Genomic DNA, 24568 nt, shown 5'->3' on the forward strand with positions numbered 1-24568 from the left:
GGTGGGAGAGTCGGTCGCCGCCAACCTTACTACAACCGCAGCCCCCCAGCGTCCCTCCCCGGATGCGGGGGGCTGTTTGCGTTTATGACCACTTTGACCTATGGGCATGTGTAATAGCCTGGTAATGCAGTACCTCAACCTTTTTTGTTGTGTGGTCTCGTATGCTTTATCACTTAATGATCAAATTAGTGGCGCATAATAAAAGCCCCTGAATAATAGCTTCAGGGGCTTTTGTTATCTATTAATATACTGTAAGCTTTGGTTTTGCAGATATAAGAATTGAGGAAATCTTTATCCAATTGGTCCAGCCACAACTTCTATCATATGTTCGGGAGATAGGTATGTGTGAGCTAATTCCAATAAGTCATCTGAGCTGACTGAATTAACTTGTGTTAAGAACTCCGAATAGTAGGTGCTTGGCAAACCAAGTAATACGACTGTCTTATACTTATCACATTGCTCGAAAACTGTGCTTAGCTCGTTAGCAAACTTTCCAGCCATATACGTTTTCACTGTTTGTAATTCATCAAGTGGAACTGGCTCCTGCTGTAAGCGGCGTAATTCATTGTATACCTCTGCAATTGCTGCATCGGAACTTGCCGCATTCACATCAGTACCAATGACAAACATACTTGCATGCTCACGTGGAGCTACGCTTGAATAAATGCCATACGTAAACCCTTTATCCTCTCTAATATTTTTCATTAACCTGGACCCAAAATAGCCCCCCAGCACTTTGACTAATACTTGTAAGTGGTGCGCGTCAGGGTGGGTAGGGCTTGGCCACAGCCGCCCGATTCGTAGAGATGCCTGTAAGCTATGCGATACAGTAACATAATCGTGTTGAGCAACCGCCAAGAGTTTATGTTCAGCCTGCTCTACTGATTCTTGATGATTAGTGGAACCTTGGCCGAGGGTTTGAGCAACGAGTCGTTCATGCTGGTCTGAAATGTCGCCGCATAGGAATATTTCTGCGGAGCAAACCCTATAAGCCTCACGATAAAACGTTTTAACTTTCTCGGTAGTGAGCTTCTCAAATGAAGTTTCATCGAACGTTACCCCATAAGGATAGTCATTGCCAAACAGATTGTGAGAGAAACGCTCCGCAGCTAAATAACCGGTTTTTTGCCGCTCGATTCGTACGTTCTGAATAGTGCGTGACTTTAGTAACTCAAATTCTGTCGTTGGAAAAGTTGCCTCCGTAGCTACGTCCAATACAAGTGGTAAGAGCGCTTCAAGGTGGCGAGTGAGGCAATACAGAGTTAGCGTAGCTCGATCAAAGCCCTGCTCACACTCAAGCGAAGCACCATAGAAAGCTATAGTGTCGGCGATTTGACGAGCTGTGCGGCTTTTAGTACCTTCCAGTAGCATACGCGCAGCAAGGAGTGATACACCGGGTAATGGTTCATACCATTTTCCCGCCGGAAACACTATTTGCAACCGAATGACGGGTTGGGCATCGTTGCACAGTACGTGCAGACGGGCGCCATTGGGGAGTGAAAACACGTCAGCCGCGGGCAGTGTAACACTGGCCAGCGGCTGAACGGGAGGTGCGACTTGACGGTCGAGCATGGAAGCGGATTAGTTGACAGAGGAGGCGTCGTTGCCAAAAGCTTCCTCTAGCTTATTGAAGTTAAAGTGTAATGACACTCGAATAGTTTGTGCTAAAGGATTCGCACGGGAGTTTGGCACCAAGTAAGCACCATCAATTCCGAAAACTTGGAAGCGACCACCTAGACCTAAGCTTAAGTAGCGACGGTCACCTTTATCAGGGTTTTCGTAAAAGTATCCTACACGAGCCATCAGCAAATCTTTGTACGTGTACTCTAGACCAGCGGAAAGGTTAATTTCTTGAATTTCTTCTGAAAAGCCGCCTGGCGCATCGGTAAAGGAATTAATGATGCCACTAACAACACCTGCGCGTCTTCTCTCCTCGTTTTCAGCATCACGGCGCTCTAGGTACGCTTGCTGACTGGCAGCATCAGTGGCTACATTATCCTCGTAATAAGGGCTGGGCACCAATAGTTTAGTGCCATCGATGGTTAGCGTAAGCTTATTGTAAGGATCAAGCTCGCGGGTGAAGGCAGTACCTAGCTTAATACTCATAGGCAGGAAATCCGCCTGATTGGCATCGGTATAGGTCATCTTGTTGCCAATGTTAGCAATAGAGGCCCCCAGCGCCAAATTATACGCACCACCACCGATGCTAAGGTCGCGGTTATAATAGGTGCCTAAATCAACAGCGAGCGCATTGCCAGGCTTAGAGTCGCCACCGCTAGTAGGGCCGACAAGGTTGGAGCGAATGTAACGCGCTGTAACGCCCACCCCTAGGTATTCACTGAGCTTCTGTCCGTAGGATAAAGCAAAGGCATATTCCTTCGGGTTAAATTCTCCTTCTGGCTGATTAGCTGCCGAGCGCAGAGCAATGCTTCCTAAGTCGAAATACAGAAGTGAGGCCGAGATAGCCGCACGCTGGTTGAGTTTAGCATAGCCCGATAAGTAGGCCAAGCCCATATCATCGGTGATGGAGCGCAACCATGGCGTGTACGAGGGCGATACACTATATTGATTGGGTACAAAGCCCAGCTTGCCCGCATTGTAGTAAGCTGAGTTCGCGTCGGGTGAAGTTGCTACACCAGCTTCGCCAAGAGCAGCACCCCGTGAGTCGGGGCTGAGGGTGAGAACTGGAACTGCGGTAGTAATGACTTTCGAGTTAGTGATTTGGGCCGTAGCCGCAATTGACAAACCCAGCAAACCGGGGAGAAGCGCATAGCGCAGTGGCAGCTTCGACAAGAGCATATAATCGGGAAAAGATGGGCTGAAAGATAAACGTGAGGCCAGTAAGTTAATTCAGAAGAACTAGTTTTTCGTATTTCGAAGCAGTAGAGCCATCACGTGGAGAACGTACGCTGACTCGGTAGACGTACACACCGCGGGCTAATTGATCATTGAATTCATCCCGACCGTCCCAAATAACATCGCTAAGGTGCGAGCTACTGCCGATAGCTGTTGTGCGCAAAGTGCGAACCAATTTGCCCGACACCGTAAAGATCTGTACCTGAATGTCCAGATCATCGCCGGTGCGATTGTGATCAAAGTGAAACGTAGTGGCGCTTGAAAACGGGTTAGGGTAATTTAATACATGATTGAGCGCTAACTTTTCGGTACGGGCCGCAATAAATTCGATTTCTTTTTCAGCAGAATTATTAAACGTATCCCAAGCCTTAACGCGCAGCAAATGAGGACCGGGAGTTAGGTCTTTGAATAAATAACGAACCCGCCCGACCTGAAAGCTATCAACCTCGGCTGTATAGTAATCGTTTAGAACGACGAGTTTACTTACATCGTTATCCAGGGTAGCCGTTATTTCGTGGCCAATGCCTGAACCCGCCGTATTAATACCGTTATCGTCGCGCAAACGACTTATAAGCGTGGTGGAGGTACTGGTAAGTCCGCCAAACACAAATGACTCGGTATCCATGAACAGACGTATGTCTGGTGGGATTGTGTCAGCGGCCGCGTTATCTAAAACGCCCCCCACAACTAGGTTCGTGGCACCGCTGGCATCGGCTCGCCGAACGGTGTCGGCGGCATAAAGGCTGATTTTACCTTGGCCGAAGCTGTAGTTAATATCCTTCGGTACGACAAAAGTGAGCTTGAACTCCCCGTTGCGCACGCTGGCTTGGCCATCATAAATAATATCACGCTGCACAGCTATCGTGGGTCGGCCATCATTTATTTCATTGCCAAGCAGCGTAATGGTAGAAGGCTTCTCAAATACTGTGACCTGCACTTTGCCACTAAAACCAGCGTCGATAGTGCCAGCGGCTGTTGTTACGTCGCCGGTCAGGTCTACGCGGGAGAGTGCGCGGAGGGTATCGTTGGCTGTAGCAATGGGTTTTCCATTCAGCTGACGAATAGCCGCCGACTGCTCGGGGTAAGCCAAGCGCGCAGACGGATCACCGAGAAGAGAGAAGTTTCGATTGTTATCGCCAGCTTGACTACTGTTTTTGGTAAGCGCCATCACATCGCCCAAACGAGGCATACGACCATTTACAGGCGCAAAAACAACGGCAAAGAAACGCTCATTCAAAAAGCGGTTGAACGTGGAGATAACCACACGGGTAGTCGTCAGCAAGCCGATAGCGCCACCCGTTACATTGGTGAGCGCAACTTCCCCAGCCGAATCGAATTCGGGGTCATCGTAAGTGCTAAAGTCACAGGTAGCCGTGAGCATGAAGGTCGGCCGCGTCACGTTTTCTAAATTTAGAACGTCAGATTTCGTGAAAATTTGTTCATCGGTCCAGCCGCGCACCCCGCCGTGGCCCGCATAATTGACGATAAGCGACCCTTGCTCAATAGCTTCATCGATGGTGCGGCTGGCGCCGGGCGAATTTTGCCCCCCAGCACCGGCTACCTGCGGATACATGTCGAGGTACACTTTGTGCACGTTGTATGCTGGTCGGCGCGTGATTAAGTCATTCGCCAACGGCTCCGTAGAGGACAACACGTGCTCATTCGCGTCGCCATCGTCGGCAACGAACGTGACGCGGTTGCGCCATTTGCCATACGCGGCCGGCGAATCATAAGTAATAAGCTTATCAACAACCAGCTTGGCCTGGGCAGTAGAGCGGGGCTGGTCGGTGGGCGTGCGCACGGGCAAACGACCAATACCAATATCGAGACCTTCACTAGTAGGGCGACCGCCTTCATCCCAGCGGCCTTCGTCGTCATCTAGAAGGCCGAAATAATCGTCGGAAGAGTAGGAGAGAGCCGGGGCGCCAGGACGAGGGAATACGCGGTTGAATGACTCGCGCGACTCATATACCGGTACGAAGTTCTGATTGATTCTGTCGATGTCAGGCGAGCCGCTTTCGGACAGTCGCCGCTGTTTCCACCAAGCCGGAACTTTGGTCAGATCATTTGTGGGGTCTGATTTATAATCGTAGGAAGCGTCGCCGAAGAGCAGAAGCATGGTGCGTTTGCCAGCCGGGGTGCGGTCATAAATCATTTTCATGAAGTCGCGGATGGCTGTTACATCCTGACCGCCAGAGCTGAATTCGTTATATATCTGCTCAGTCGTGACCACCGCTACGTTCAGCTTGTCGACGGAGCGGGCAGGGTTTCGCCGATAATCAGCCAAGCGCTCAGCCTCGGCCCGAAACAACGGGTGCGTAACGATGACAAAGTCAAGTCGGCCATCAAGATTCAGAGCGTGCAGATTTTGAGGTGCTATCCGACCAAAGTTGCGTGGGGCTTCAAAGCTGGACCCTGAGAAGGCAATGAATTCGCGCAGGGAATCGGTGGGGGCTACAAAAGCGCCCCCAGCATCAAGCGGGCGAGCTACCGGCCGACGCGGATTGGTGACATCCCACACGGTAACGCCAGTTGCATTCGCTACGGTGAATCGACTGACAGCATTCAAACCAATATTATCGAAGGAACGAAACTCGAGTTGAGGCGCTACGAAGCGCAACTGCCGTTGCGCATTCAGCTCCAAATAATCGAGGTAGCCGGCAGCGGAAGGACTATTAGCACTGTAGGTCAGCAAAACACGCAAATCAGCGGTGCCCGGCGCTGGCACTGCTGCTGTGAGCAGGCTGGTATTGGCTATCTCCGGGAAGAAATTTGAGCTGTAGCCGGCTACCGATTGGGAAACCACATTTTGCCCCCCAACACTTATTTGAAAATTAGAAGCACTACTTGACGCTGCCGCGACCAAAGAAGTAAGCTGCACCGCTGAGCCAGGTACGAGGTCGGGAATGGTAAAGGGAATTTCCAGACGAGTGCCTGACTCAAACTTCTCACCCAGCCATTGTCGCCCCGATTTTAGCAGGTTGATCAGATCAATTTCATGAAATTTTCGCTCTGCAAAGGTTGTAATGGTGGCTGAGGGAGATGCCGTTACGGCCGGCGCCGGGGCTATGCGCTTGCCCGCTGCGGTGCCAACTGTTAAAAAGTAGTAGGCTGTATCGGTGTACAGATGGTAGGAATGGCGAAAACGGTTGACTGTGGGCGCTTCTCGTTCCCACGTATGCGGGCCACGAGCGTAGAACAGCACATATTCGTTGTCGTTGAAGGTGGCATCGTTGTTATCGTTGGCCACAAACACGGCATTTTCAATCAGGTCATCGGGCCGATAAGTGCTGTTGGGCTGCGGTAGCATACCCGTGGCATTGCCGTAAAGTTGAAGGCGGCGCGGATCAAGGGTCTGTGGATTGAGGCCCATAGCTGTCAAAGCAGCTTTATCCAGCTTATATATTCCGCTGGTAGGCACGCCGATCTTAAACCAGTCGCCTTGCTGAAGTACCGAAGCGCTCGGATGAGGGCGACCGCCCCGAGCGGCCGTAGCGGGTGCCGCTACATAGGTGTATTCGAAGGATACCAATCGCTCAGCCTGCCCGCTCTGCGTATTGCGTCGTACAGGCTGGAGTGAAAGAAAACTCACGGGTGCACGCAACTCTGTAGTGGTGCGCAAGCTTAACGCGGGCTCGGGGGGCAAATTTGCCCCCACAAGAAGTGCAGCGTCGGTGGCAGGAAAAGGCTCATAGACGGCATTGCGAAGCTGGCCGCTAACTACCCTGCCATTAAGGCGCAACGTATAGGTGCCGACGCGGTCGGTAGGAATATAGGTGGCGCCTCGGAACGAGGGAGTCCGGCTGGCTTGCCCGGTGCGCGTGTACACAGTTTCGTAGCCCTGCCACTCCACGGAGGCTTGCACTGTTTGCTCGGTGGCCTGGGCTTGCGCAGTATTCGCAAATCCCGCCAACCCCCCAATGAGCAGCAGAAGCCAAAAAAAGCGCATAAACGTGTAAAGCGATAGAGAGCGGATAAGCGGGAGATAATAATCGGGAGCGCGCCGGCCAACTACATAACTACCAGCTGATACAAATATTGTGGTAAGGAATTGCGCGCCAGAAAATCACCCAAAAGACGGTCGGAACAAGGAAAGCAGCACGTACAGCAAAATGATAAGCGGAATGGCTGCTGCCTGCAAAACCAAAAGCAGAATCAGCGATACGATTAGAAACAGGAAACGCACCGAATTGTCCTGCCAGCTTAGGTTCTTAAACTTCAGAGCAAATAACGGCAGCTCCGCCACCAGCAAGCCTGACAGTAATAGGGTCAAGCCAAGCAGCACCCACGGGTTCAGAATAATTGACGTGAGATGGTAGGTGTCGTACGTTAGAATCAGAGGAAGTGAAGCCACAACTAGCGTGCAGGCCGGCGTGGGCAACCCGATAAAGGAGGTAGTCTGGCGGGTGTCATTGTTGAACTTCGCTAAGCGCAGTGCCGAGAATACAGTCAGGATGAAACCAGCGTAGGGAAGCCAGTCGGGTAGTGAATTTGCCCCCTGGCCCAGCAAATGATACAGCATAGCGCCCGGCACCACGCCAAATGAAACCATATCGGCCAGCGAATCGAGGTCTTTGCCAATAGGCGAACTGGCATGCAATGCGCGAGCTACCAAGCCATCGGCGAAGTCAAAAAGGGCAGCCAGACCTACTAGGTAGGATGCCAACTCCAGGCGTCCGGCAAAAACGCTGCAAATCGCCAGACAGCCTGCAAATAAATTGAGACAGGTAATCGCGTTGGGCAAATGATTCTTCATGAAGACGTAAAAACGACGTTAGCGCAAAAACGGATTGGAACGCCGTTCGGCCCCAATAGTAGTAGCGGGGCCATGCCCAGGATACACGGTTACCGAATCTGGGAGTGTAAGTAGTTGGGTGCGAATGCTTTCAATAAGCGTATCATAATTGCCCCCCGGCAAATCGGTGCGGCCGATGCTGCCCTGGAATAGTACGTCGCCACCAATGACGGTTTCGGTAGGTTCGTGGTAGAACACAACGTGGCCCGGCGCATGACCTGGCGCGAAGCGTACTTCTAAGGTGGTTTCACCAAAAGTGACGGGCTCACCGGGCGTCAAAAACCCAGTAGGCTCGGCTGGGTTATAGAGGGGAAAGCCGTAGCTGGGCGCGTAAGTTGGCACCGCGCGTAGTACGCTCAGGTCGGCTTCGTGAATCAGAAAAGGAACCTGATAGGTGTCAATAATAAACTGGTTGCCAAATACATGGTCGATGTGACAATGGGTGTTCAGTAGCAACACAACCTGTAGGCCTTCGGCTTCAATAAAAGCTTTCAGCGCTTGTTGCTCGGCCTTCTCATAGCAACCAGGGTCAATGACGACGCATTGCTTGGTGGCATCATGCAGCAGATAAGTGTTTTCGGAAAAAGCGTTGAAAGTGAAACCAGATACGGTCATAGAGCTACTAAATGGGAACCGGCACGAGCCGAATATAATTGGGATGGTAAGTTACGATGACTAGTTTGAAGTTGCGCGCGCACGGCAATAGACACTTGCTTTATACCGCTGCCATTTTCGCCTTACCTTGCCCCCAATGACCTCTTACGACTACCTTATTCTCGGTCACGGCCTGGCCGGCGCTACCTTCGCTTACGAACTGCGGCAGCGCGGACACTCAGTAGTAGTGCTCGACGAACCCCGTGCCGATTCGGCCTCCAACGTAGCCGCTGGCCTGATGAACCCCGTAACCGGTCAGCGTTTCGTTCTGACTTGGCTAGCCGACGAGCTGTTACCAGCGGCAGCCGAGTTTTACCGGAAGATTGAAGCTGAATTTAAACAGCAGTTTTTCTTCGAGACGCCTATTCTCAAGCTGTTTTCCTCCGTGAAGGAACAGAACTACATTCTCGCCCGCAGCGCAGATCAGCCTTGGGGGGCTTTTGTGGATGAAATATGCGCGGATTTACCACCCATAACCGGCGTGAAAACAGGACTGGGGGGCATTTTTATTCGTCGCTGTGGCTATGTAGCCGTGCGCGAAATGCTGGCTGCCCTAGCCGCCGATGGACTGCAAAATGGCTGGCTGCGGCACGAAACTTTTGCCTGGAATGACCTTGTTATCGGCCCGGCTGGCGTGATATATAAAGGCGCAATTCAAGCGCGCCATTTTGTGTGTTGCGAAGGCGCCGCCGCCATGCAAAATCCGTACTTTAACTGGCTGCCGATTACGGCCAACCAAGGGGAGGTGTTGGACGTGCAGTGCAATGGTTTATCGACAGAGCAGGTGCTGAACAAAGGTGGCTACGTGGTACCGCTCGGCGACGGGCAGTTTCGTGTAGGGGCTACCTACCGTTGGCCGCCGCTGCCGTTGGGCACCACTGCGGAGGCGCTTACGGAGCTTGGTCAGCGCTTTAGCGAAATGTCCGATCAGCCGTTTACAGTCGTTGATCAGCGGGCCGGTTTTCGGCCCGCCGTACGCGACCGAAAACCCGTGCTGGGCATGCATCCGGCTTGGCCAGTTTTGAGTATATTTAATGGCTTCGGTTCCAAGGGCGTCATGCTGGCTCCGCGGCTGGCAACCCATTTTGCCAACGTGCTGGAAGGCACCGAAGCTCTTTGGCCTGAGGTCAATATTTCGCGGTATCATTCGTTGTATATTTCCGTACCTACCGAGGTCGGCGTTTCCTCCTGATTTTCTGCCCTTTTGCTATCTATATGAAGCACTTATCCTTTTCTATAACGCGTCGGCTTTGGGTGGTTGGGGCGCTGCTGGGAGTACTGCTGGCGGCTGGTGAAGCCCAGGGCCAAACGGCCCAAGAGCAGTTTGGGCGCGTGCGGATCCAGTACAAGGACTTTGACTGGCAGTTGTTCAGCACCCAAAACTTCAACATTTACTACTACGCCAGCGGCGAAACCACTGCCCGCCGGGCCGCCGAGTACGCCGAAAAAGAGCTGCAGCGCGTTTCTTCCCTCATCGGTTACTATCCATACTCCAAGACTACGCTCATGCTCTACAACTCCGTGGGCGACCTGCGGCAGAGCAATATTGGCTTGTATAGCGACAAGTATCAAACCGGTGGCGAAACCTCGCTGCTGCGCATGAATAAGGTGCAAATAGCCTTTCAGGGTCAGCAAACGTTGTTTAAGCGTGATGTAAGCTCCCAAATTACCCGCGTGCTGCTTAACGATATGATGTATGGCGGCTCGCTGAAAGAAGTTATTCAGAGCACCTACTTATTACAGTTGCCCGAGTGGTTTATTGCCGGCGCATCCTCTTATGCAGCTGAAGGTTGGAGCGTGGAGATGGATGACTACATGCGCGACATGACTCAGCAGTATGAAGGCACCAAAACGGCTCCTTTCTTCCTGCGCAATCCGCAGTTGGCGGGCCAGAGCGTTTGGAATTACATCGCGGAGCGCTATGGCTACACCACCATCCAGAATATTCTCAACCTCACCCGCATTACCCGCGACGTAGAAGTAGGCATTAGCAGTTCGCTGAATGTGCCTTATAAAGTATTCCTGCGCGATTGGCTGGCTTATTACCGTCAGTTGAATGCGCAGCCGATAGTGCCATTGGTGCAGCCCGATGAGAAAAACCAGATAGTAAGCAATAACCGCAAAGCGGTATTGTATTCGCAGCCGGTGCTGAGTCCTAACGGGCAGCGGCTGGCATACGTGTCCCTCGACCGTGGCCGCTACCGCGTGATGACCGTCAATCGCAACGGCTCTGGCCGCAACACCATTCACAGAAGCGGCTACAAAACGCCTGACCAGCAGGTAGAAAACCGGCTGCCGGTGCTGGCCTGGCGCGGCAACGGGCAGGTAGCTGTAGCTGAGATGGATAAAGGCTATATGACGCTTCGCTTGCGCCCCGCCGATGCTGGTGTGGTGAATAGCGTGGTAACCAATCTGCGTGAAATCCTACCTTTCAGTAAAGGCGGCTCGTCTATTTTCAAACCGTTCTCCCAGGTGCTCGATCTGGCGTATTCACCCGATGGGAAGTCGTTGGTATTTAGTGGTACGCGTGGGGGGCAAAATGACCTGTATCTGCTGCGGGCCGGCAGCCGCACGCCCGAGCGCATCACCAACGATCTGTTCGACGACGTGCAGCCAACTTTTCTGCCCAACGGCGCGGGCATTGTATTCAGCTCCAACCGGTGGTCGGACGGCACGGCGGAAGGCAACTTTGCCAGCGTCGTGAATAACTACGATTTGTTTCTCTATCACCTCGATGGGCGCGAGCAGCCGGTGGAGTCGTTGGTGAGCACTATTTCCAATGAAGGCCGGCCCCGGGCCGTGTCCGACACCGAGATTCTGTACTTGGGCGAAGAAAGCGGCATCCGCAGCTTGTACCGCTACTCGCTCACTACTCGTCGGCGGACGGCCGCCAGTAACTTCTCAACCAACATTAAAGACTTTGATTTCAATACTGGTACCGGCACGCTGGGCTTTATAGCCGCCGACCGTGCCCGCGATATGGTGTATGTGTATCCCACGTATGCTCTGCCAGAGAATATGACGCTGGCTAAAACTGCACGTCAGGAAATTCTGGAAGAGAGGTCGGCGCCGCCGCCGCCAGCACCCGCCGCGCCAGCTCCGGTTCAAGAGCCCGTGCCTGCGCCGGTTGCTGACTCCACTTCTACTATTGTAGGGCAGCCTGGGGGGCAAATTACTACTGATTCGACGGCGACGCGGCCTCAGGTGGCTCAGAAGCAAACAGAGGAGCCCATCAATACCAGCAACTATGAGTTTGATGAGGATGCGCCCACGCGAACTAATGCGCGGCGACGCTCGGCTACGGCGGCTAACCTACCTACCGCTCCACCGGCCGATGCCTTCGCTTTGACTGGTCCATATCGTTATACTCCACAGTTCAGCATCGATAACGTCGTGTCGTCGCTGTACGTCGATCCGTTGTTGGGATTTGGCTTGATCGGGCAGGCCAACATGACCGATCTGTTTGAAAACCAACGCATACAGGCAGGTATTTTTGGTCTTACTGATTTAAAAACCAGCAGTATATACGCGGAGTACACCGACTTGCGCCGCCGCTACGACTGGAGCATACGTTACCAGAAACAGGCTTACTTCTTCGACCTGACCGGCTTGGGCCGTACCCGCTATGGGCGTCACGAGGTGGCTCCTACCATAGCTTACCCGCTTACGCACAACCTGAGCTTACGCGGTGGGCCACGCTTTGTGAACGTGAACCGGACGCTGATCAACGTGTTCGACGACTCGCTGGATATAAGCCGCAACTATCTGGGCCTAACCGGCGAGCTGGTATATGATAACTCCATTGCTACTGGGGTCAATATGCTGCAGGGTACGCGCATGAAAGTGGGGGTGATGAAGCTGAACAGCCTGAATGACAAGTCGCAGAACTTCGGTAAGATCTATGTGGACCTACGTCACTATCAGAAGATTCACCGGCAGATCATCTGGGCTAACCGCGCCAGCTATGGCCAGTTCTTCGGCGATACCCGGCAGCAGTTCCGCCTCGGTGGCATGGACAATTGGCTCAACAATGACTACCAGGACGACCAGCGCATTCTGCCCTCCACCTACGACCCCACGCAGATGTTCTACCAGGAGTTTGTGACCAACCTGCGTGGGTTCGACTACAGCAAGCGCATCGGTCCGAAATATGTGTTGTTCAACTCGGAGCTGCGGGTGCCTATTATCCAGTACCTCACGCGCAAACCCGTTGAGTCAGGCTTCTTCCGCAACCTGCAGCTGACCGCTTTTGCTGATGCTGGCTCGGCTTATTCCGGCCCGAACCCATTCAACGAAAACAACTCCTTTAATACCAACATAATAGGAGGAAATGGCAACTCTTTCTCGGCTACCGTTGTGAACTTTCGCAACCCCTTGCTCGTGGGCTACGGCTTCGGAATTCGGACAACCTTGCTGGGCTTCTACGGAAAAGGAGATATTGCCTGGGGTCAGGAAGACTTCGAACAACTGAGCCCTAAACTATACTTTACGCTCGGCTACGACTTCTAAAGTTTAGATCTAAAACCTCTTTTTGGGTCCGAAATCCATTGTGAAAAGCCCCCCGGGAAATATCCGGGGGGCTTTTTTATGGCTGGTATAGTTCAGCTGCCCTTAAAGCCTACACCTTAAACATCAGGCCCGAAGCAGTAAAAACCAACGGCCAGCGACTATCTTTGTGGTCCCATTCACTAGTCCCGTGGCCGTGTTGCTCCTTCGTGAGATTTGGTATTTAATGCAGAAGGATTTTCGTCTGGAATGGCGGCAGCGGGCAGCGCTGAATGGGATGTTGCTGTACGTAGGCAGCACCGTATTTGTGTGTTATCTCAGCTTTGCGCTACGTGGGGGGCAATTACCAGCGCCAGCCTGGAACGCGCTGTTTTGGATCATCCTGCTTTTTACTGCCGTAAATGCGGCTGCTAAAGGCTTTTTGCAGGAGAGTCGGGGGCGTTTGCTTTACTACTATACGCTGGTGCGGCCGCAGGCCGTAATTCTGGCCAAAATTGCCTACAACGCGGTGCTGTTGCTGGGCTTGGCGCTGGTTGGGTTTGCGCTGTATGCCGTAGTGCTGGGTAATCCGGTGCAGGATGTGCCGCTTTTTGTTGGCAACGTTGGTTTGGGCGCGGTAGGCTTTGCCACCACGCTTACACTGGTGTCGGGTATTGCGTCCAAAGCCACCAATAGCAGCACACTTATGGCCGTGCTCGGCTTCCCTATCATGATTCCGATGCTGTTGCTGCTCATCAAAGTTTCCAAAAATGCCCTTGATGGGCTGGAGTTTGAAGCGAGCAGCGGCTCTCTGCTGACGTTGTTGGCTCTCAATCTGATTGTGACGGCTGTGTCTTATTTGCTGTTTCCTTTTTTGTGGCGCGGCTAATTTTCAAAGCACCTGAAAATGAGTGATAAGAGTCAAGAAAAAGCCTCCCGCAAGTCGTCACAAATCACGGTGTCAGCTTGTTGTTTTGCAGAAGGATTAGTTGACAAGTCCTCGGGCTTGTTTTTCCATTCACCGTTTTGCTTCTCATGTCTATAAAAAGAAACTGGTGGAAAGTGCTCGCTATCGTGTTGGTATTGTACACGGTAGTAGCAGGGTTATTGGTGCCGGTGCCGCGGTTGGATATCGTGAACGAAAGCATTCGCAACCTCTATTTCCACGTGCCGATGTGGTTCGGCATGACCATCATTCTAACCACGTCCGTCGTTTATTCTATCCGGTACCTGCGCACGCCAACGGCTCGCCTGGACACCCTGGCGCACGAGTCAGCCAAGACTGGTATAGTGATGGGATTGCTGGGGCTAGCAACGGGCAGCATGTGGGCGCGCTATACCTGGGGCGCCTGGTGGACCTCCGACCCACGCCTTAATGGGGCCGCTATTGCGATGCTTATCTACGGAGCTTATATTGTACTACGCTCTTCTTTTACCGATGAGCAGCAGCGGGCGCGCATCAGCGCCGTGTACAATATCTTTGCATTCGCGGCGGCCATTCCGCTGCTTTTCGTGTTGCCGCGCCTCACCGATTCGCTGCATCCTGGTGCGGGCGGCAACCCCGGCTTTAGCAATTATGACCTGGATAGCAACATGCGCATGGTATTCTATCCCGCCGTCATTGGCTGGACGCTCATTGGCTTTTGGATTACCCAAGTGAGCAGCCGCCTCGAATTTCTCAAACAGAAGATTTATGAAAAACAGCTGGCGTAACGCCTTTTTGCTCCTGCTGACGCTGCTGGCCTCCATAGGGCAAGCCGTTGCGCAAACTGCCGACACTCCTGAAATGGCGGATGCTTTGCGCCAAAGCGGTAAGATCTACGTGGTCGTAGCCGTGATTTTGATTGTAGTCATTGGCCTGATCGGCTACCTCATTTCCCTCGACCGCAAAGTGAGCCGGTTGGAGAAAGAGATTCGCTAGCCGAAATACTCACCTAAAATTGCCCCCCAAGGATTTTTCAGTCCACTTTAGTTGTTCCGAATAACCGACCCGCACTCTTCGCAACATGAAAAAAACTCACGTTCTCGCCATCGCCGTTATTGCCATCGCCATTGGTATTATTATGAGCGCGGCCGGCGATGCCAGCGTCTATGTATCCTTTAAGGAAGCCCGCGAGCGTGCCGCCGAGGGCAACATGACCAAAGTACACGTGGTAGGTCGCCTGCCCCGCGACAATCAGAAGAACATTACGGGCCTGGAGTATAACCCCACGCTCGATCCTAACTACTTCGCTTTCACGCTAGTTGATACTAATCGGATTGCGCAGCGGGTTATCTACTTCAATCCGAAGCCTCAGGATTTTGACAAGTCAGAGCAGGTAGTAATTACCGGCGCCATGCGCAACGACATCTTCGTGGCCGACAAGATTCTGTTAAAGTGCCCCTCCAAGTACGTGGAGACCGAAGTGAAAGGCGCAACGGCTGCCGTTAACTAATAAGTAGTATCTCAACGAGCAGAAATGAAGAGTAGACGGCAATTTTCTGCATGCAGCATTGAGGCAAACAATTGCTTTAGGCTGTGGGGGTGCCGTTCTTTTTATCCTTTTTGCTCGGCTCTGGTTTATAAGCGGTGGCGTGAGTAGAAGGGGCTAAAGCTCATCTACTCACGCCGCAAGGCAAACTAAAGATTGGGCCCTGACAAGCCAATTCCTGTCAGTTGCCCCTACATTATACCCGATAAACATGCTTAATACTTTCATTGGCGACCTCGGACACTTAAGTGTCATTATAGCGTTTGTGGCCGCCATTGTTGCGGCGTATGCCTATTACATGGCTACCAACCGCCGCCCCTTAGGCGACGACGACGTGGCTTGGCGGCGCTTGGGCCGGGGGGCTTTTTTAGTGCACGGCGTGGCAGTGCTGTCCATTATCGGCTGCTTGTTTAGCCTGATTTATGGTCACCGATACGAGTATTACTACGTGTGGAGCCACTCCAGCAACCATTTGCCGGTGTACTACATGATTTCCTGCTTCTGGGAAGGGCAGGAGGGTAGCTTCTTGCTTTGGATATTCTGGCACGTAGTGTTGGGCTTAGCCATAATTCGCTACAATAAGAAGTGGGAAGCGCCTGTAATGACTGTGTTTGCCGGCGTGCAGCTTTTCCTGACCTCGATGATTCTGGGCGTTGTAATAGGAGAGCTGAAGATCGGTTCGTCGCCATTTATTCTGCTGCGCGATTTTCTGACTGATCTGCCCGTCTGGAAAACGGACCCCAACTTCGTTCCCAAAGACGGTACCGGCCTGAACCCCCTGCTCCAGAACTACTGGATGGTGATTCACCCCCCAACTCTCTTCCTTGGGTTTGCGCTTACCCTCGTGCCGTTTGCTTTTGCCATTGCTGGCCTTTGGAAAGGTGAGCTGAGCAAATGGGTAAAGCCTGCTCTGCCCTGGACGTTGCTTGGCGCGCTAGTGCTGGGCGTGGGGGTAATGATGGGTGCTTATTGGGCCTACGAAACCCTAAACTTTGGCGGCTATTGGAACTGGGACCCGGTTGAAAATGCCGTGTATATTCCTTGGCTGGTGCTGGTGGCTTCCATCCACGGCATGATCTTATGGAAGCGCAGCCGCTTGGGTTTGCGCACTTCCTTCGTGCTCGTTATTGCTTCGTTCCTGCTCATCCTATATGCTACCTTCCTGACCCGTAGTGGCGTGTTGGGCAATGCCTCGGTGCACTCGTTCACCGATTTGGGCCTGTCTGGTCAGCTACTGATTTACATGGGCTTCTTCTTTGTAGTCGCCATTAGCATGCTGGTGTGGCGCTGGAAGACGATTCCTATTTCCGAAAAAGAGCTGACTACTTACAATGCTGAACTGTGGGTATTTGTGGGCGCTACGGTGCTGTGCTTGGGGGCTTTCCAGGTGCTGGTAACTACCAGTATTCCGGTTTATAATGCTTTCCTAGGCTTCCTAGGTGTCAAATCCAATCTGGCGCTGCCTGCCGACCAGATTGCGCACTACACCAAAATCCAGCTTTATGTAGGCGTAGGTGTGGCCCTGCTCTCCGGCTTGGCGCAGGTGATGTGGTGGCAGAAGAACGACAAGCAAAGCTTGATGAACTCTCTGGCTGTGCCTGGCATCCTGACCTTGTTGGGTTCGGCGCTGGTTATTCTGCTGGTGCGATACAACAAGCTGCAAATGGAGCCGACATACATTCTGCTGCTCACGGCGGCGCTGTTTGGGGTGCTGGCCAATCTGGGCATGGTGCTCAGCCTGATCATGCGGCGCGTAAGCATATCAGGGGGCGGTGTGGCTCATATTGGTGTGGCGCTGATGCTGTTGGGTATTTTGGCTTCGGCTGGCTACTCCAATATTATTTCCGCAAACGTATCGGGTCTTGTGTATTCCCGCGAGTTTCCGGAGGAAATAAACCGCGACAACGTATTGCTCTGGCGCAACGAGATAGCGCCTATGGGCAAGTACGATGTGAGCTACACCGGCCAGTATTTTGAAGTGCCCGGCATGCCCGAGTACGTCAATAAAGAGCTTATCTATCGCACCGATGATGAGTATAAGGTAATTGCTCGGGGCGATATTAAAATTAAGGACAAGACTTATTATAAGGTGGGCGATACGCTCGAAATCCGGCCCGAGAACACCTACTACCGTGTTGAGTACAAAAACCGCGAGACGCAGGAAGCCTTCACGCTTTTCCCGCGGGCACAGGTGAACGAGGAGATGGGCTTGCTGGCTTCACCAGCTCTCAAGCAGTTCGTCGACCACGATATTTATTCTCACATCAGCACCGTGCCCGACCCGAGCAAGGAGAAGGACTGGACGGAAGTGAAGGAGCACGAGATTACCGTAGGCGACACCATTTTCCTGAATGATTACTTCGCGGTGCTGCGCGCCATTGAACCGGCTCATCAAACGGCTGGCTTGGGCCTAAAGCCCGGCGATTTAGCTATTCAAGGCGATTTCATTGTACATGGCGAGAAGAAAAAGTACCATGTACACCCCATGTTCGTGGTGCGCGACCGGCTTATCGGCCGTGTTCCCGATGAGGTAGAAGACTTGGGCTTGCGTCTGTCTTTCATAAACGTAGATCCTGAGAAGGGCAAATTTACCTTCGGCGTAAGCACCACAGCTAAGGATTATATCATCTTGAAAGCCGTGGAAAAACCCTTCATCAATCTGCTCTGGAGCGGCACACTGCTCATGACGATTGGGTTTGGAATGGCCTTCGCAAAGCGCCGCCGCGAGTTGCGCGAAAATGCTGTTCAACCTGCTCCCGCAGACACAAGCACCATTAGAAAGGCTCCGGCACCACGTCGCGCGGAATCAGTGGCTTAAAACATAGCTTGCCCACAAAAAAGCCCCCCAGAATCTATCTGGGGGCTTTTTTGTGATGCTAATTTGTTATTTCTGATTAATTATCCTCTTGACGCCTAATTGGCCGTCCATCAAGTTTAACTATCCTGTTAAGAGGGCGTTTTACCGGCGGCACGATAAAATCAGAGGATTAAGCACTTCCTTGCGCTCGATGAGATTACTCCAATCCACATTTGCCCCCCAGCGTATCGCCTTACTTGGCTCGGGCCGCGTAGCCTCTCAGCTAGGTCCCGCCCTGCTGAAAGCCGGTCATCAGGTTGTCTCGGTTTGGAGCCGGACCACAGCCAGCGCCCAAAGTTTAGCGGCCGAACTACCAAGTGCAGTGGTCAGTCCCAGCCTCAGTTTCGCCTCCCAACCGCCCGCTGATATATACATAATCTCGGTGCCTGATGCAGCTATAGAAGAAGTGTTGGCAGCCGCTCGTTTTCCGGTTGGTGCCTTAGTAGCTCACACAGCTGGTGCTTTGCCACTGAGTTTATTTGAGGCTTACCCTAAAGTGCGAGGCGGTGTTTTTTATCCGCTGCAAACTTTCAGTCCCGGCCGCATGATAGACTGGGCTACCGTGCCGCTCTGCATTGAAGCTGCTGATGAAACCGGGCAAGCAGTGTTGATGGCCTTGGGACATAGTCTGAGCAATTTGGTGCAGCCGGTGGCTACGCTTCAGCGCCAGCGCCTGCACGTAGCGGCCGTATTTGCCAGCAATTTTACCAATCACCTGTTGGGCATCAGCCATGCCCTACTATCAGAGGCGAATCTGCCCTTCGAGCTACTGGCGCCCTTACTGCGCGAAACCGTAGAAAAAGCCATAGCTGCCCCGCCCTTTAGTGTACAAACTGGGCCCGCCGCCCGCCGTGACGGGCCTACGCTGGCTCGCCATCAGGCGGAGCTAACCGCTCATCCGGCCTGGATGTCTTTATATAAGTCGTTGAGCGACAGTATCCAGCAACAATTGCCCCCCGTGGTGCCAAACAACGAGACAGGGTTGTAGCTTTGATTAGGGAGCGGTGGTGCGTACCTTCGTGCCCGCAATTGCCCCCCAGAACCCTACTTTGTGAATACCATTAACATCACCTTCCAGTTTCAGGATGGCCAGCCCGCGCAGACTCACGTAGCAGCCCAAGGCGAGTCGGTGCTGGACGTGGCCCTCAACAACGACATTCAGCTTCAGCACAACTGCGGCGGTGTGTGTGGTTGCAGTACCTGCCACGTGTACGTACTCCAGGGCGAAGATGAGCTACCCGAAATTTCTGATAAAGAGGAGGATTTCATCGACCGCGCCGTAAATCCACGCATCAACTCTCGTCTGGCCTGCCAATGCGTTGTGCAGGCTGAGGGCAATGATCTGGTTATCCTTATTCCACCCCAAGATTTCTTAGGTCACTAAGGCTCCGTTTGAAGTTCGGGAATGAAAGAGCCAGCAAGTGGAAAGCTGCAATATGTCAAGCGCAGCTAGCTTTTTCTCTTCTCAACTCGTAAACCCTCGCCATCAACCCTCTGAATTTTCCAACACCCAGATATGAATCATTTCGAGCCCCCCATTAAGTGGAGCGACCACGAGGATATCGCCATTGCACTCTACGAAAAGTTTGGCGATGATTTTACGGAGGCAAAAATTTATCGCATCCGCTTCACCGAACTGCTGGAATGGGTGCTCACATTGCCTAACTTCGAGGGCACCCGTGAACAAGCCAACGAAGGTCACCTGGAACAGATTCAGGCCAAATGGGTGTACGAATGGCGTGATAATCAATAAAGATTTCTACCAGGTTACGTGGTTGGATAAGTAAATGGCTGGTCGTTTTACGGATGCCATCTACCTATCCAACCATTCTTATTATACGATGGATACAACCATTATTCCTTCTAATTTGCTTGCTATTCAAGCTTTTATTCTTGACGTAGACGGCGTGCTTACCGACGGTACCATGCTGGCTCTGAACTCAGGCGAGCAGGCGCGGGCTTTCCACATCCGCGATGGCTACGCTATTCGCTATGCCTTGACAAAAGGCTATCGGATCGTGGTTATTTCGGGCCGCGAGGAAGAAGGCGTCCGCAAGCGGTTGGAGTCGTTGGACGTGCGCGACATCTATCTGGGTGTGGATGACAAGATGAAGATCTTTAACACCTACATCAATCTGCACCGCCTCGACCCGGCCCACATTGCCTACATGGGCGACGACCGCCCCGACGTGGAAGTGATGCGCCGGTGCGCCATTGCAGCCTGCCCCGCCGACGCCGCCACCGATGTGCGCGAGATCAGTAACTACGTGTCGGAACTGCCCGGTGGCCACGGCGCCGTCCGCGAGCTGATCGAAGCGGTGATGCGGGCTCAGCAAACTTGGTAGTGTCTGGTAATGCAGGCGTTACGGCTGAGTAAGCGGGCAGTTATTTAGTTTGGACTGTTGATGGGGACGAGTTGTGTTTTTCTAAAATCCATTTATATTTACCCCATCATCCATTCAACCCATTTTTTATTTTTTGCATGAAAACAGGAACCGTAAAATTCTTTAATGAGTCGAAGGGCTACGGCTTCATTACAGATGACAATACGAAGGAGGACTTCTTCGTACACATTACCGGTCTTAACGGGGGCCAAATCCAACAGAACGACCGCGTTGAGTTTGAAACGCAGGAAGGCCGCAAAGGAGTAAATGCGGTAAACGTAAAGCGCGTGTAGGTTTTCCTACTTGAATTTTACTTTCCAGAAAGCCTCTTCGTTTATGAAGAGGCTTTCTTTTTGGGTGCTTGGGGAAGATATTTGCCGGTTTACTTTGTGGGGGGCATTTTTACCATGCCTCTCTGTTTTTATAGCTATGCAGTCTTCCGCTGGGTCCGCCGCATTTGCAACCGCACCAGGGGCTACTGAGCCGCGTGGGTGGCGTCCGGTCATGCGGCTCGTGCGCTTGCCCAACCTGCTACTCATGGGGCTGTGTCTGCTGCTGGTGCGGGCCTGCCTGCTCCAGTCGCCGCTGCCGCTCCTTACGTCCTCGTTTGGCCTACTCATTCTGGCCTCTTTGTGCGTAGCGGCCGCTGGCTATATCATCAACGATTACTACGACGTCAAGATCGACAGCATCAACCGGCCGGGGCGCTTAGTGGTCGGGCGCGTCATCAACCGCCGTCATGCGATGATGGCCCACCTGGTGCTAACAGGAATCGGCGTGTTGGTGGCCGGGGCACTGTCTCCGCTATTGGGGCTGGTGCATCTGGGTTCGGCGCTGCTGCTGTGGGGCTATTCAGCTCGGTTTAAGCGGTTGCCACTGGTTGGCAATGTGAGCATTGCCACGCTTACAGGCGCTTTGGTGCTGCTACCAGAACTGCAACTACGCACTGGCCAATCGGCAGTGTGGGTGTACGCGTTGGCAGCTTTCTTACTCACAGTGGTGCGCGAAATCATTAAGGACGTGGAGGATATGCGCGGTGATGCTGCGCACAAATGCCTGACGCTTCCCATTGTGTGGGGGGTAGCGCGCACCAAGTGGGTAGCCGGGTTCTTTCTGCTCAACTTACTGGTGCTGATTGGCGCGGCCAGCGCACAGGCCTTGTTTTTAGGGCAAGCCCAATGGCTCGGTTCATGGTTGGTGCTCACTGTGTTTGTGCCATTGCTGGGGCTGGCGTGGCGCCTGTTGCGCGCTGATCGTAGGTTGCATTTTACTGCGCTAAGTGCTTGGTGTAAGTGGATTATGCTCGCGGGTGTGCTTTCTATGCTATGGGTGGCAGGTGGCATCTAAAACCGTTTGGCTAGCTAAACCGTTAGCGATGAAAACTGAATGACATTTACTACCTTTTTGGTGGGTTTGTGCTGGAGTTCGGTTTATCCATACTTTCTACCAAGCCATTTTATGCGCTTCCTCTATTCACTGCTGACTCTGAGTGTGTTGGCAGCCCCCAGCGCCTTCGCGCAAGTAACTCCCACAACCGATTCAACCACTACTACTGCTCCAGCGCCCGGCCTTAGTCAGCCGCGCAAACTAGCCAGCGACAAGCCCAGCTTTATTCCGGTGCCGATAGCGTTTTATCAGCAGGAAACCGGCTTTGCAGCCGGCGCAGCCATTTTGCCAGTGTGGCGCTTTGGCACCGATACCACGGTTCGCAAGTCTAATGCCCGCCTGATTGCTTGGTTTAGCCAGGAAAAGCAAAGTACTATTCAGCTTACCCACACCATCTTTACGCCCGGCGAAAAGCTGTTCTTATCAGGTGAGTTGAGCCGCTACGATCAGAAGCTGTTTTACTACGGTATTGGCAACGACAACAGCGAGGACGCCGAGTCGGATCTGGAGTTTAAGCTGATTGTGTTCGACGAAAAAGTAATGCCGCGCATCGCCCCCAATCTGTTCGTGGGCCTGCGCTACCGCCTCACCAGCCTAACCGATATATCAGCTTCTGATGGCGCCGAAGATGGTGGAGCCAATTACTTTCTGCGTGACCCGCGCATCGACCCACGCGAGCGGGAAAACACCGTTAGCTCCGGCATAGGCCCATCCTTGCTTTATGATGGTCGCGACAACGTGCTGGCCACCTATAGCGGCAACTTTATAGATGCCCACGTGCTGGTAAATGGTGGCGCCTTGGGTAGCGATTTTAAGTTTACACGCTACCAGCTGGATGCTCGCCACTTTCAGCCTTTGTTTGGCTCCAACAATACGATTCTGGCCCTACAATACCTCACCCAACTCCATACCGGCGACGTGCCGTTTCGGGAAATGGGCGGTCTGGGGGCCAATTTGGGCGGTGCTATCTACAACAACGCCAACCTGATGCGTGGTCTGTACGAGACCCGCTTCCGCGACCGGCAGATGATGACTTTCCAAGCGGAGATTCGTCAAAAACTGTTCTGGCGCATCGACGCTGCCGCTTTCCTGAGCGCCGGGCAGGTTGGGTATAAGCTTTCTGATTACACCTTCGATGGCACCAAGTTCGCTGGCGGCGGCGGCCTGCGCTTCCGCTTCAATCGTCGCGACCGCCTCAACGTCCGCCTCGATTATGCGGGCGGCACTGATACGGCACCGAGCATTTACTTCGCAGTGGGCGAAGCGTTCTAAGGTCTCTCTTTTGTTGAAAAAAAGCCCCCAGTCGTTATTTGGCTGGGGGCTTTTATGTGCCTTATAGATTTAATTAAAAGCAAAGTGCTACCACCCAATGAAGCTCGGCATAGAGTAAGTTTCGGCGCGAAATCCAGATTATTAATCCAACGCGTATCTTCCGACGCTGCGGCTTGCTCTGGCCGTTTTTTGTTCTGGATATGCGCTTTTTCTACGTCTGTTTGCTGGTCAGTCTTATTACCAGTTCCGCCACCGCCCAACCTACACCGGTGGCTCCCGATTCGGTTGTGGCCACCACTGAAAAAGCCCCCCAGCCCAAGCGCGACAAGCCTAGCTTCATACCTTTCCCCATCATTTTCTCTCAACCCGAAACCGGCCTTGGCTATGGAGCCGCCGTGTTACCGGTGTGGCGCTTCGGCTCCGATACCACCGTGCGCAAGTCCAACGCTCGCCTTATCGCTTGGCGCACCCAGAAGAAGCAGAGCTTGGTACAACTCTCCCAAACCATTTTTACGCCCGGCGAGCGGTTTTTGCTTAATGGCGAGCTAAGCTATTACTACAAGTTTCCCATTAACTACTACGGCTTTGGCCCTGCTACCGACATTGATGATGAGTCAGTTATTGAGTATAAGGTGTTGATTTTCAATCAGCGTGTACTCAAGAAAATAGCTCCCAACCTGTTTGTGGGCCTCCAATACCGTCTCACCGACCTGCGCGATATACAGGTGAATGCGGATATCAACGAGGGCAGCCCCACGGAGGAGCGCCCTAGCCGCCTGTATGAGCGCGATGCGCGCGAACGGCAGAACACGTTGAACTCTGGCCTCGGCCCATCCATCCTCTACGATGGGCGCGACAATGTGCTTAGCACGTTCCAGGGCAACTATTTGGAACTGAGCAGCTATTTCAACGGCGGCTTATTAAACAGCGACTTTCGCTTTAGCCGCTTCCTACTCGATGCTCGTCATTTTCAACCTCTCACCAAGGATAATAAAACCATTCTGGCTACCCAACTCGTGGGGCAGTTTCATGTCGGCCGCGTGCCATTCCGCGAGCTTGCCAACTTAGGAGGTGAGAAGATTTTGCGAGGCTATTATGAAGGCCGCTACCGTGACCGGCAACTAGTAGCCTTGCAGGCCGAAGTACGCCGTCATTTGTTTTGGCGCTTTAATGGGGTCGTATTTGGTGGCGTGGGGCAGGTCGGAAATACGCTTTCCTCATTCGACGAAGGCGGCCTAAAGGCAACGGGTGGGGCAGGGGTGCGCTTTCAGTTCAATCGCCAAGACCGCCTCAACGTCCGCTTCGATTATGGTGTAGGCAGTGGTGGCTCTTCCGGCTTCTATTTTAGCATTGGTGAGGCATTTTAATTCGCCTGACCAGGTTGACAAAATAGAATAGTTTGCTGTAC

General features: G+C 52.9%; 20 protein-coding genes. 15 read left to right on the forward strand and 5 right to left on the reverse strand.

Annotated elements, in window-relative coordinates; all coding sequences use genetic code 11:
• Window positions 1–291: 291 nt before the first annotated feature.
• From H8B13_RS08150 to H8B13_RS08170, 5 genes are all read right to left on the reverse strand, one after another.
• Window positions 292–1572 carry a M16 family metallopeptidase gene (locus tag H8B13_RS08150; RefSeq protein WP_187310332.1) on the reverse strand — a complete coding sequence of 427 codons (1281 nt, stop codon included), beginning with the start codon at window positions 1570–1572 and terminating at the stop codon, window positions 292–294.
• A gap of 9 nt (window positions 1573–1581) precedes the next feature.
• Window positions 1582–2799 (reverse strand): type IX secretion system outer membrane channel protein PorV, encoded by a 1218-nt coding sequence (gene porV, locus H8B13_RS08155; RefSeq protein WP_187310333.1) that lies wholly within the window; start codon window positions 2797–2799, stop codon window positions 1582–1584.
• A gap of 46 nt (window positions 2800–2845) precedes the next feature.
• Entirely contained in the window at window positions 2846–6805 is a 3960-nt protein-coding gene (gene porU, locus H8B13_RS08160; RefSeq protein WP_187310334.1) for a type IX secretion system sortase PorU, read from the reverse strand.
• A gap of 117 nt (window positions 6806–6922) precedes the next feature.
• Complete coding sequence (pssA, locus tag H8B13_RS08165; RefSeq protein ID WP_187310335.1) at window positions 6923–7612, reverse strand: CDP-diacylglycerol--serine O-phosphatidyltransferase; 690 nt, start codon at window positions 7610–7612, stop codon at window positions 6923–6925.
• Window positions 7613–7630: 18 nt separating this feature from the next.
• A complete protein-coding gene (locus H8B13_RS08170) occupies window positions 7631–8266 on the reverse strand; it encodes an MBL fold metallo-hydrolase (protein WP_187310336.1) in 636 nt (211 codons plus the stop codon).
• 136 nt (window positions 8267–8402) lie between these two features.
• On the opposite strand from H8B13_RS08170, the gene H8B13_RS08175 reads away from it, so the two are divergent.
• The 15 genes from H8B13_RS08175 (at window position 8403) to H8B13_RS08245 (ending at window position 24527) form a co-directional block, all read left to right on the forward strand.
• Entirely contained in the window at window positions 8403–9497 is a 1095-nt protein-coding gene (locus H8B13_RS08175) for an NAD(P)/FAD-dependent oxidoreductase (RefSeq protein ID WP_187310337.1), read from the forward strand.
• A 23-nt stretch (window positions 9498–9520) separates the two neighbouring features.
• Window positions 9521–12814 carry a PD40 domain-containing protein gene (locus H8B13_RS08180; protein ID WP_187310338.1) on the forward strand — a complete coding sequence of 1098 codons (3294 nt, stop codon included), beginning with the start codon at window positions 9521–9523 and terminating at the stop codon, window positions 12812–12814.
• 223 nt (window positions 12815–13037) lie between these two features.
• A complete protein-coding gene (locus H8B13_RS08185) occupies window positions 13038–13679 on the forward strand; it encodes a heme exporter protein CcmB (RefSeq protein ID WP_133274757.1) in 642 nt (213 codons plus the stop codon).
• A gap of 152 nt (window positions 13680–13831) precedes the next feature.
• Window positions 13832–14503, forward strand: coding sequence for a cytochrome c biogenesis protein (locus H8B13_RS08190; protein ID WP_187310948.1), 672 nt, complete (start codon window positions 13832–13834; stop codon window positions 14501–14503).
• A complete protein-coding gene (locus H8B13_RS08195; RefSeq protein ID WP_222841378.1) occupies window positions 14484–14711 on the forward strand; it encodes a CcmD family protein in 228 nt (75 codons plus the stop codon). Before H8B13_RS08190 ends, H8B13_RS08195 begins: the two co-directional genes overlap by 20 nt.
• A gap of 85 nt (window positions 14712–14796) precedes the next feature.
• Window positions 14797–15225 carry a cytochrome c maturation protein CcmE gene (locus H8B13_RS08200; protein ID WP_187310339.1) on the forward strand — a complete coding sequence of 143 codons (429 nt, stop codon included), beginning with the start codon at window positions 14797–14799 and terminating at the stop codon, window positions 15223–15225.
• Between the two features lie 247 nt (window positions 15226–15472).
• Window positions 15473–18079, forward strand: a complete 2607-nt coding sequence (gene ccsA, locus H8B13_RS08205; RefSeq protein ID WP_187310340.1) for a cytochrome c biogenesis protein CcsA — start codon at window positions 15473–15475, stop codon at window positions 18077–18079.
• Between the two features lie 190 nt (window positions 18080–18269).
• Window positions 18270–19106: a Rossmann-like and DUF2520 domain-containing protein gene (locus H8B13_RS08210; RefSeq protein WP_187310341.1), complete on the forward strand. Its 837-nt coding sequence runs from the start codon at window positions 18270–18272 to the stop codon at window positions 19104–19106.
• A 63-nt stretch (window positions 19107–19169) separates the two neighbouring features.
• On the forward strand, window positions 19170–19502 hold the full coding sequence (locus H8B13_RS08215) for a 2Fe-2S iron-sulfur cluster-binding protein (RefSeq protein WP_166075151.1): 333 nt from the start codon (window positions 19170–19172) through the stop codon (window positions 19500–19502).
• Between the two features lie 132 nt (window positions 19503–19634).
• Complete coding sequence (iscX, locus tag H8B13_RS08220) at window positions 19635–19871, forward strand: Fe-S cluster assembly protein IscX (RefSeq protein WP_133274108.1); 237 nt, start codon at window positions 19635–19637, stop codon at window positions 19869–19871.
• An 88-nt stretch (window positions 19872–19959) separates the two neighbouring features.
• Window positions 19960–20463 (forward strand): KdsC family phosphatase, encoded by a 504-nt coding sequence (locus tag H8B13_RS08225; protein WP_187310342.1) that lies wholly within the window; start codon window positions 19960–19962, stop codon window positions 20461–20463.
• 137 nt (window positions 20464–20600) lie between these two features.
• Window positions 20601–20795 (forward strand): cold-shock protein, encoded by a 195-nt coding sequence (locus H8B13_RS08230; protein ID WP_133274106.1) that lies wholly within the window; start codon window positions 20601–20603, stop codon window positions 20793–20795.
• Window positions 20796–20931: 136 nt separating this feature from the next.
• Window positions 20932–21849 (forward strand): geranylgeranylglycerol-phosphate geranylgeranyltransferase, encoded by a 918-nt coding sequence (locus tag H8B13_RS08235; protein WP_187310343.1) that lies wholly within the window; start codon window positions 20932–20934, stop codon window positions 21847–21849.
• A gap of 111 nt (window positions 21850–21960) precedes the next feature.
• The gene (locus tag H8B13_RS08240; RefSeq protein WP_187310344.1) at window positions 21961–23160 is read left to right on the forward strand and encodes a BamA/TamA family outer membrane protein; all 1200 of its coding nucleotides are present in this window, start codon (window positions 21961–21963) and stop codon (window positions 23158–23160) included.
• 200 nt (window positions 23161–23360) lie between these two features.
• A complete protein-coding gene (locus H8B13_RS08245) occupies window positions 23361–24527 on the forward strand; it encodes a BamA/TamA family outer membrane protein (protein WP_187310345.1) in 1167 nt (388 codons plus the stop codon).
• Window positions 24528–24568: the final 41 nt, after the last annotated feature.

The organism is Hymenobacter sp. BT188, from assembly GCF_014333585.1.
Taxonomy (GTDB): Bacteria; Bacteroidota; Bacteroidia; order Cytophagales; family Hymenobacteraceae; genus Hymenobacter.

Coding starts and splice junctions, on each gene's coding strand:
- H8B13_RS08150 (WP_187310332.1), bottom strand. CDS start 1,572: ATGCTCGACCGTCAAGTCGCACCTCCCGTTCAGCCGCTGGCCAGTGTT.
- porV (WP_187310333.1), bottom strand. CDS start 2,799: ATGCTCTTGTCGAAGCTGCCACTGCGCTATGCGCTTCTCCCCGGTTTG.
- porU (WP_187310334.1), bottom strand. CDS start 6,805: ATGCGCTTTTTTTGGCTTCTGCTGCTCATTGGGGGGTTGGCGGGATTT.
- pssA (WP_187310335.1), bottom strand. CDS start 7,612: ATGAAGAATCATTTGCCCAACGCGATTACCTGTCTCAATTTATTTGCA.
- H8B13_RS08170 (WP_187310336.1), bottom strand. CDS start 8,266: ATGACCGTATCTGGTTTCACTTTCAACGCTTTTTCCGAAAACACTTAT.
- H8B13_RS08175 (WP_187310337.1), top strand. CDS start 8,403: ATGACCTCTTACGACTACCTTATTCTCGGTCACGGCCTGGCCGGCGCT.
- H8B13_RS08180 (WP_187310338.1), top strand. CDS start 9,521: ATGAAGCACTTATCCTTTTCTATAACGCGTCGGCTTTGGGTGGTTGGG.
- H8B13_RS08185 (WP_133274757.1), top strand. CDS start 13,038: ATGCAGAAGGATTTTCGTCTGGAATGGCGGCAGCGGGCAGCGCTGAAT.
- H8B13_RS08195 (WP_222841378.1), top strand. CDS start 14,484: ATGAAAAACAGCTGGCGTAACGCCTTTTTGCTCCTGCTGACGCTGCTG.
- H8B13_RS08200 (WP_187310339.1), top strand. CDS start 14,797: ATGAAAAAAACTCACGTTCTCGCCATCGCCGTTATTGCCATCGCCATT.
- ccsA (WP_187310340.1), top strand. CDS start 15,473: ATGCTTAATACTTTCATTGGCGACCTCGGACACTTAAGTGTCATTATA.
- H8B13_RS08210 (WP_187310341.1), top strand. CDS start 18,270: ATGAGATTACTCCAATCCACATTTGCCCCCCAGCGTATCGCCTTACTT.
- iscX (WP_133274108.1), top strand. CDS start 19,635: ATGAATCATTTCGAGCCCCCCATTAAGTGGAGCGACCACGAGGATATC.
- H8B13_RS08225 (WP_187310342.1), top strand. CDS start 19,960: ATGGATACAACCATTATTCCTTCTAATTTGCTTGCTATTCAAGCTTTT.
- H8B13_RS08230 (WP_133274106.1), top strand. CDS start 20,601: ATGAAAACAGGAACCGTAAAATTCTTTAATGAGTCGAAGGGCTACGGC.
- H8B13_RS08235 (WP_187310343.1), top strand. CDS start 20,932: ATGCAGTCTTCCGCTGGGTCCGCCGCATTTGCAACCGCACCAGGGGCT.
- H8B13_RS08240 (WP_187310344.1), top strand. CDS start 21,961: ATGCGCTTCCTCTATTCACTGCTGACTCTGAGTGTGTTGGCAGCCCCC.
- H8B13_RS08245 (WP_187310345.1), top strand. CDS start 23,361: ATGCGCTTTTTCTACGTCTGTTTGCTGGTCAGTCTTATTACCAGTTCC.